This is a genomic window from Paraburkholderia sp. BR10937, from assembly GCF_040965695.1.
Taxonomy (GTDB): domain Bacteria; phylum Pseudomonadota; class Gammaproteobacteria; order Burkholderiales; family Burkholderiaceae; genus Paraburkholderia.
Genome location: NZ_JBFRCL010000114.1, coordinates 1 through 7856, shown reverse-complemented (window position 1 = coordinate 7856; position 7856 = coordinate 1). Strand labels below are relative to the sequence as shown.

Below are 7856 nucleotides of genomic sequence, written 5' to 3'. Positions count from 1 at the left end.
CATGGGGTGCGCCGCCCGGACGCCCCCCCACGCCGATCTGGATCAAGTCACGAGACGCGCGGCCCGGGTACCGGCTCAGTGAGATTCGACCTGCTGGATGCCCGCGAGCAGCCAGCCTTCGCCCGACGTGCGCGACTTCGAGAGATTCCACACCTCGACGAACGGCGCGGCCGGCTCGCCCATGGCTTCGCGAATCAGGCCGGAGAAGCGCACGCTCGCCAGGTATTCGCTGCCGCGGTCTTCCACGCCGAGCAGGTCCGCGTTGAGCTGCACGACATCGGTCTGGTTGGGCTGCGCGCCGCGGCCCGCGAGATCGACGCGGATTTCGGCGAACATCTCGGGCGTCGTGAATTCACGGATGTCGTCCATGTTGCCGGCGTCCCATGCGGCCTGCAGGCGCACGAAGTAGACCTTCGCATTGCGCACGAAGGCTTCCGTGTCGAAGCCGGCCGGAATCGACGCAGCTGCCGGCGTATCGATGTTCGGCGTGCTGACCGGATTGGCTTCAGGCGCGAGGTACTGCCCCGTGGGCGGCGCGGTGTAGCGCGGCTCCTGCGGCTGATATCCGCCCGACGACGGGTTCGTGCTGTTCGACGAGTACCCGCCCTGGTACGCAGGTTCCGCGGCACGGCGGCGGCTCATGAACTTGCGGATCAGCCAGACGGCGATAAAGGCGATGATCGCGATCACGATCATGTTGGCCATCATGCCGGCAAACGCCTCGCCAAGACCGAAGTGCGAAAGCAGCGCGGCGATGCCGAGACCGGCCGCGAGACCCGCGATCGGCCCAAGCCAGCGATTGCGCGCCGGTGCGGGCGCGGGCGTGGGAGCCGGCGTGCCGGGAGCGCGCTGGGCTCCGGCCTGCTGCGCGGGATTCGTGGGGGTGGGCTGGGCCGGCGGCGGCGTGGTGCTGCGCTGCGTAGCCGTGGACGACTGCTTGCCGAAACTGCGGCCGCCACCCATGCGGCGAGCCTCTGCATCGAATGATGCGAGGCTGCCGGCAATCATCACGCCGGCAAGGGCCAGGACGCCGATTCGTCTGGCCCATGACGATGAAAGCTTTTTGGAAGCAACGTTGCAGGGCTCAGACATGGCAGAAATTCCTTTAAAGACAGTGAGTTGGGAACACTAATACTTTGTGCCGACGTGTAAGGCTACCACGCCAGCTGACAAATTGTAATATTTGACGGCGTCGAGGCCGACTTGTTCCATCATCGTCTTGAGTGTTTCCTGGTCCGGATGCATGCGGATCGATTCCGCGAGGTACTGGTAGCTGTCCGCGTCCTGGGCAAAGCGCTTGCCGAGCCACGGCAGCACCTTGAACGAGTAGACGTCGTAGGCCTTCTTGAGCGGCTCCCAGACCTTCGAGAATTCGAGCACGAGCACGCGCCCGCCCGGTTTGAGCACGCGGCGCATCTCGGCGAGCGCAGCGTCCTTGTGCGTCATGTTGCGCAGCCCGAAAGCCACGGTCACCACGTCGAAGTAGTTGTCCGGAAAGGGAATTTTCTCGGCGTCGCAAAGGAGCGCCGGCGTGATCACGCCGTTGTCGATGAGGCGGTCGCGGCCCACGCGCAGCATCGACTCGTTGATGTCGGTGTGCCAGACCTCGCCAGTGGGGCCCGCCTTCTTCGCGAACGCCATGGAAAGGTCGCCAGTGCCGCCGGCAATATCGAGCACCTTCGCGCCGGGCCGGATGTTCGCCTGCGCGATCGTGAACGCCTTCCACGCGCGGTGCAGCCCGCCCGACATCAGATCGTTCATCAGGTCGTAGTTCGAGGCGACCGAGTGAAACACGCCGGCCACCTTCTTCGCCTTGTCCTGTTCGTCGACTGTCTGATAGCCGAAGTGGGTTTTGCTCATCGCGCTCGTCCTTTCGCGGAAGGGTGTTCTATTGGTGTGCTGCGCCGCGTCTGTCAGAGATGCGGCGGGGCTGGATCGTAACAGGAAGCGTCAGTGGCAGTGGCCATGCGCGGCAGGGGGCGCCGCCATGGGGGCGTCGCGCTCGACGCCCGCCGCCTTCAGTCTGGCGAAATATTCCGCCCAGAGTTCGTCCTGGCGCGTGGCGAGCTCGTAGAGCTGGTCCCACGAGTAGATGCCGGTGTTGTGGCCGTCGGAGAACGTGGGCTGCAGCGCGTAGTTGCCGACACCTTCAAGCGCCGTAATCGTCACCTCGCGCTTGCCCGTCTGCAGCGTTTCCTGGCCGGCGCCGTGCCCGCGCACCTCGGCCGAGGGCGAATACACGCGCATCAGCTCGAAGGGCACGCGGTAGCTCTCCCCGTTCGCATACTGGAGTTCCAGCACGCGCGAGACGGCGTGCACCACGACGCCGGTCGGCACCGGCGTATCGGATTTCAGTCCACTCATGATCGTTCCCGCTGTTGGACGCGTACTGGACGCAATTGATCGCGCAATTGATCGCGCATTGGACGCTCACCGCCCCCGCCCGCTCAGGCCTTAAGCCTGCTCCATTTCCTGGCGCACCGCGTCGCGCAGCAGCGTGGCCTGCGCGCGGCGCTGACCCAGCATCGCCTCGGACACAGTGCGCTGGCGCGGCGCCCAGACGGGCAGCGGGAAATGGGCATCGTTCGTGAAACGCGGAATGACGTGCCAGTGCACGTGCGGCACCTGGTTGCCGAGGCTCGCCAGATTCACCTTCGAAGGCTGCATGACACGGCGCAGCGCACGCTCGACGGCGTAGACCGCGCGCATCAGATGTTCCCGGTCGGCCGCGCCCAGGTCCGAGAATTCGGCGACGTGCGCATTCCAGATGACCCGGCAAAAGCCGGGATAGTCGGCCTCGGCAGTCGCGAGCACGACGCGCATGCGCTCGTCCTGCCACAGCAGATCGCCGCCTTCCTCACTGCAGAATACGCATGTCATCGTCGTCCTCGAACCCGTTCACGGAAATTGAGCGCTGCCATTAGACCAGCACGCGCTCGATTCCGCCATTGTTCGCGTTCTGAACGTAGTCCGCCATCCAGTTTTCGCCAAGTATGTGGCGGGCGATTTCCACCACGATGTAGTCGGCTTCGATGTTGGCGTCTTCGTTGTACCGCGACAGACCCTGCAGGCACGACGGGCAAGACGTGAGAATCTTGACGTCCTGCGTCGTACCCTGCCCGCCCGCTTCCTGCTGCGTCGCCGGCTGCACCCCGTTCGCGCCGTTGCCGACGATCGGAATGCCGCGCAGCTTCGCCGCGCCCTTGCGGATTTCCTCTTCCTTGCGGAAACGCACCTGCGTCGAAACGTCCGGGCGCGTCACGGCCAGCGTGCCCGATTCGCCGCAGCAGCGATCGTTCTTCTCGATCCTGTAACCGTCGTGTTCGGAACCCATCAGCTCATTGACGAGCTTGACCGGATCCATCGTCTTGATCGGCGTGTGGCACGGGTCGTGGTACATGTAGCGCGTGCCCGTCACGCCGTCGAGCTTGATGCCCTTCTCGAGCAGGAACTCGTGGATGTCGATGATGCGGCATCCCGGGAAAATCTTGTCGAATTCATAACCCGCAAGCTGGTCGTAGCAGGTCCCGCACGACACCACGACGGTCTTGATGTCGAGGTAGTTGAGCGTGTTCGCGACGCGGTGGAACAGCACGCGGTTATCGGTGACGATCTTCTCGGCCTTGTCGTACTGGCCCGAGCCGCGCTGCGGATAGCCGCAGCACAGGTAGCCCGGCGGCAGCACCGTCTGCACGCCCGCTTCCCAGAGCATGGCCTGGGTGGCGAGGCCCACTTGCGAGAACAGACGCTCCGAGCCGCAGCCGGGGAAGTAGAACACCGCTTCCGAATCGACGTTCGTCGTCTTCGGGTTGCGGATGATCGGCACGATCTTGTTGTCTTCGATGTCGAGCAGCGCGCGCGCCGTCTTCTTCGGCAGGTTGCCCGGCATCTTCTTGTTGACGAAGTGGATCACCTGCTCGACCACGGCCGGCTTGCCCGTCGATGCGGGCGGCAACGCCGTCTGCTTCTTCACGACCTTCTTGAGCAGGTCGTTGCCGAGGCGCTGCGCCTTGTAGCCCACGCCCATCATCGCGGTGCGTGCGAGGTTGATGGTCTGCGGGTTCGTGGCGTTCAGGAAGAACATGCCCGCGGCGTTGCCCGCGTTGAACTTCTTCTTGCCCATCTTGCGCAGCAGATTGCGCATGTTCATGGTCACGTCGCCGAAGTCGATCTTGACCGGGCACGGCGTCACGCACTTGTGGCAGACCGTGCAGTGGTCGGCCACGTCGTTGAACTCGTCCCAGTGCTTGATCGACACGCCACGGCGCGTCTGCTCCTCGTACAGGAACGCCTCGACCAGCAAGGACGTCGCGAGAATCTTGTTGCGCGGGCTGTAGAGCAGGTTCGCGCGCGGCACGTGCGTCGCGCACACCGGCTTGCACTTGCCGCAGCGCAGGCAGTCCTTCACCGAATCGGCAATCGCGCCGATGTCGGACTGCTTCATGATGAGCGACTCGTAGCCCATCAGGCCGAACGACGGCGTGTAGGCGTTGCGCAGGTCGGCGCCTTCGAGCAGCTTGCCCGCGTTGAAGCGGCCTTGCGGATCGACGCGCTGCTTGTAGGCGCGGAACTCGGCGATCTCTTCGTCAGTCAGGAATTCGAGCTTCGTGATGCCGATGCCGTGCTCGCCCGAAATCACGCCGTCGAGTGAACGCGCGAGCTTCATGATGCGCGCGACCGCATGGTGCGCGTCCTGCAGCATCTCGTAGTTGTCCGAGTTGACCGGCAGGTTCGTGTGCACGTTGCCGTCGCCGGCGTGCATGTGCAGCGCCACGAACACGCGCCCGCGCAGCACCTTCTTGTGGATCGCCTGGGTCTCTTCGAGGATCGGCTTGAATTCGCCGCCGTTGAAGATCTTGCGCAGTTCCGCGCGGATCTCCTGCTTCCACGAGATCCGCACCGTGCGGTCCTGAGTCACGTGGAAGACGTTGGCGTCCGGCTGCGCGTCCACGCGGTCGGCGAACTTCTCCGCCAGCGCCTCGTAGCCCAGCTGCACGAGATAGTGCTGCGCCTCGCGCAGCGACAGATCGAGCTTCTCGCCTACGAAGGTCCAGCGCTCGCGCACGCGCTTGAGCAGGTCGAGCGCCTGCTGGACGCGGTCTTCGAGCAGTTCCGCCGAGGGAATCTCGTTCGCGTCGTCGGTCTTGCCGAGCGGCAGCTTGCCCGCCTTGAAGAACGCTTCGAGCGCGTCGACCAGTTGCAGCTTGTTCTTGATCGACAGCTCGATGTTGATGCGCTCGATGCCGTCCGTGTACTCGCCCATGCGGTTGAGCGGAATCACGACGTCTTCGTTGATCTTGAACGCGTTGGTGTGCTTGGCAATGGCGGCCGTGCGGCTGCGGTCGAGCCAGAAGCGCTTGCGCGCCTCGGCGGACACCGCGACGAAGCCTTCGCCGCTCTTGCCGTTGGCCATGCGGATCACTTCCGAAGTCGCGGTGGCCACGGCATCGGCGTCGTCGCCGACGATGTCGCCGATCAGCACCATCTTCGGAAACGCGTTGCGCTTGCTCTTGGTCGCGTAGCCCACGGCGCGCAGATAGCGCTCGTCGAGGTGCTCGAGGCCCGCGAGAATCGCGCCGCCCTGCTTCGACGTTTCGAACAGGTAGTCCTTGATCTCGACGATGCTCGGAATCGCCTCGCGCGCCTGGCCGAAGAACTCCAGACACACCGTGCGCGTATGCGCAGGCATCTTGTGCAGCACCCAGCGCGCGGACGTGATGAGCCCGTCGCAGCCTTCCTTCTGCACGCCCGGCAGCCCGGCGAGGAATTTGTCGGTGACGTCCTTGCCTAGGCCTTCCTTGCGGAAGCGCTTGCCTTCGATATCGAGCGATTCGGAGCGCAGCAGCTTTTCGCCCGGCGCGTATTCGCCGTCGAACCACTTCAGCTCGAAGCGCGCCACGGGAATGTCGTGGATCTTGCCCATGTTGTGGTCAAGACGCGTGACCTCGAGCCAGTTGCCCTGCGGGTCGACCATGCGCCACCAGGCGAGATTGTCGAGCGCCGTGCCCCACAGCACCGCCTTCTTGCCGCCCGCGTTCATCGCGACGTTGCCGCCGATGCAGGACGCATCCAGCGAAGTCGGATCGACTGCGAAGACGAAGCCCGCCGCGTCGGCGGCCTCGGTCACGCGGCGCGTGACCACGCCCGCGCCCGAGAAGATCGTCGCGACCTTGCGGTTCACGCCCGGCAGCTCGGTCATTTCGACGGGACCGAGCTGCTCGAGCTTTTCGGTGTTGATGACGGCCGAGAACGGCGTGAGCGGCACCGCGCCGCCCGTGTAGCCGGTGCCGCCGCCGCGCGGAATCACGGTGAGGCCGAGTTCGAAACAGGCCTTGATGAGGCCGGCGATTTCGGCTTCGGTATCGGGCGTGAGGACGACGAACGGATATTCCACGCGCCAGTCGGTCGCGTCGGTCACGTGCGAGACGCGCGCGAGGCCGTCGAAGCGGATGTTGTCCTTGGCCGTGCGCTTGCCGAGCACCTTTGTCGCGCGGCGCCGCAGGTCGGCCATCTTCTCGAACTCGCCCGCGAAGGCGTCGATGGCGCGGCGCGTGGCGCCGACCAGCTTTTCGACGCGCGCGGCACGGTCCACGCCTTCCTTGTCGGTGTGCTCCCGCAGGTCGGCGCGGCGGCGCTTCTCGATTTCGGCGAGGCGGTGGTTCAACGCCTCGATCAGGAGCGCGCGGCGCTTCGGATTGTCGAGCAGATCGTCCTGCAGATACGGGTTGCGGCGCACGACCCAGATGTCGCCCAGCACTTCGTAGAGCATGCGCGCCGAGCGGCCGGTGCGGCGCTCAGCGCGCAGCTCGGCGAGCGCGTTCCATGCGTCTTCGCCGAGCAGGCGGATGACGATTTCGCGGTCCGAAAACGACGTGTAGTTATAGGGAATCTCGCGCAGGCGCGGTTCGATGTCGGTGGCCACGGCGGCGGCGCCGTGAGGATCGAAAACTTGAGGTGCGTTCATGGTTGGACGACTCTTTGGGCCAGTCCCGCGCACGGCTCGCGGCCGCTGCGACGGATACTGACGGGGCGCGTGGGGCGCTATTCTGAAATCGTGTCCGCCTGTGGCAGGCTGCGGACGAAAGGGGTGGGGAGGCACATGGCGGCAACGCTCACGCCGATGGTTCCCCGGCGCTCGGATTTAGCGACACGATCGTGCGTGGCGGGCGTGCCGCTGCGCCGCCGGGCGGGTTACGCGCCGTGCGGGCATCAAATGGGCTGTCCGAGGTTGCCAGTGCATCATCCGATCCTTGTTTCGAAAAAGGATTTTACCGCATGATCCGCACCCGCGCTGACGCCGCGTGGGAACCTGGTGAACACACAAGATTCACTTGCGTTGACGGGTAGTTTGCGCCTCATTGCGTGCGCTTTGACGATGATTTGCCTTCCGGCCGGTCGGCGAATCGCGCCGCCCCATCCCGCGTCAGCCGCCTGAGCGCGCCGCCAGCGCGGGAGCCGTTGGCGCTATCATTTACGCTTTCCCGCCCTGAACCCGCGCCCGGCGCGCCCTCGCATGGCCTCCCACGACGATTACCTGAAGAAAATCCTCACCGCCCGCGTCTACGACGTTGCCCGCGAGACCGAACTCGAGCGCGCCCCGAACCTCTCGGCGCGCCTGCGCAACGCCGTGTTCCTCAAGCGCGAGGACAACCAGCCGGTGTTCTCCTTCAAGCTGCGCGGCGCGTACAACAAGATGGCCCATCTCTCGCCCGCGCAGCTCGAGCGCGGTGTGATCACCGCCTCCGCGGGCAATCACGCGCAGGGCGTGGCGCTGTCGGCGGCGAAGCTCGGCGTGAAGGCCGTGATCTGCGTGCCGGTGACCACGCCGCAGGTGAAGGTCGATGCGGTGCGCGCCC

General features: G+C 65.3%; 6 protein-coding genes. 1 reads left to right on the top strand and 5 read right to left on the bottom strand.

The window, feature by feature from the left end; translation table 11 throughout:
• Nucleotides 1-75 precede the first annotated feature (75 nt).
• From AB4Y44_RS41940 to AB4Y44_RS41920, 5 genes are all read right to left on the bottom strand, one after another.
• On the bottom strand, nt 76-1092 hold the full coding sequence (locus tag AB4Y44_RS41940) for a Tim44-like domain-containing protein (protein WP_342921246.1): 1017 nt from the start codon (nt 1090-1092) through the stop codon (nt 76-78).
• Nucleotides 1093-1128: 36 nt separating this feature from the next.
• Entirely contained in the window at nt 1129-1860 is a 732-nt protein-coding gene (gene ubiE / locus AB4Y44_RS41935) for a bifunctional demethylmenaquinone methyltransferase/2-methoxy-6-polyprenyl-1,4-benzoquinol methylase UbiE (RefSeq protein ID WP_133182926.1), read from the bottom strand.
• 90 nt (nt 1861-1950) lie between these two features.
• Entirely contained in the window at nt 1951-2364 is a 414-nt protein-coding gene (locus tag AB4Y44_RS41930; RefSeq protein ID WP_368694024.1) for a gamma-butyrobetaine hydroxylase-like domain-containing protein, read from the bottom strand.
• A gap of 90 nt (nt 2365-2454) precedes the next feature.
• On the bottom strand, nt 2455-2880 hold the full coding sequence (locus AB4Y44_RS41925) for an HIT family protein (protein ID WP_342921248.1): 426 nt from the start codon (nt 2878-2880) through the stop codon (nt 2455-2457).
• Between the two features lie 40 nt (nt 2881-2920).
• Nucleotides 2921-6964 (bottom strand): DUF3683 domain-containing protein, encoded by a 4044-nt coding sequence (locus AB4Y44_RS41920; protein ID WP_368702761.1) that lies wholly within the window; start codon nt 6962-6964, stop codon nt 2921-2923.
• Between the two features lie 549 nt (nt 6965-7513).
• Between AB4Y44_RS41920 and AB4Y44_RS41915 the strand changes: the two genes are divergently transcribed.
• Nucleotides 7514-7856 (top strand): pyridoxal-phosphate dependent enzyme (locus tag AB4Y44_RS41915; RefSeq protein ID WP_368702760.1); only part of this gene is annotated, 343 nt, incomplete at its 3' end.

Coding starts and splice junctions, on each gene's coding strand:
- AB4Y44_RS41940 (WP_342921246.1), bottom strand. CDS start 1,092: ATGTCTGAGCCCTGCAACGTTGCTTCCAAAAAGCTTTCATCGTCATGG.
- ubiE (WP_133182926.1), bottom strand. CDS start 1,860: ATGAGCAAAACCCACTTCGGCTATCAGACAGTCGACGAACAGGACAAG.
- AB4Y44_RS41930 (WP_368694024.1), bottom strand. CDS start 2,364: ATGAGTGGACTGAAATCCGATACGCCGGTGCCGACCGGCGTCGTGGTG.
- AB4Y44_RS41925 (WP_342921248.1), bottom strand. CDS start 2,880: ATGACATGCGTATTCTGCAGTGAGGAAGGCGGCGATCTGCTGTGGCAG.
- AB4Y44_RS41920 (WP_368702761.1), bottom strand. CDS start 6,964: ATGAACGCACCTCAAGTTTTCGATCCTCACGGCGCCGCCGCCGTGGCC.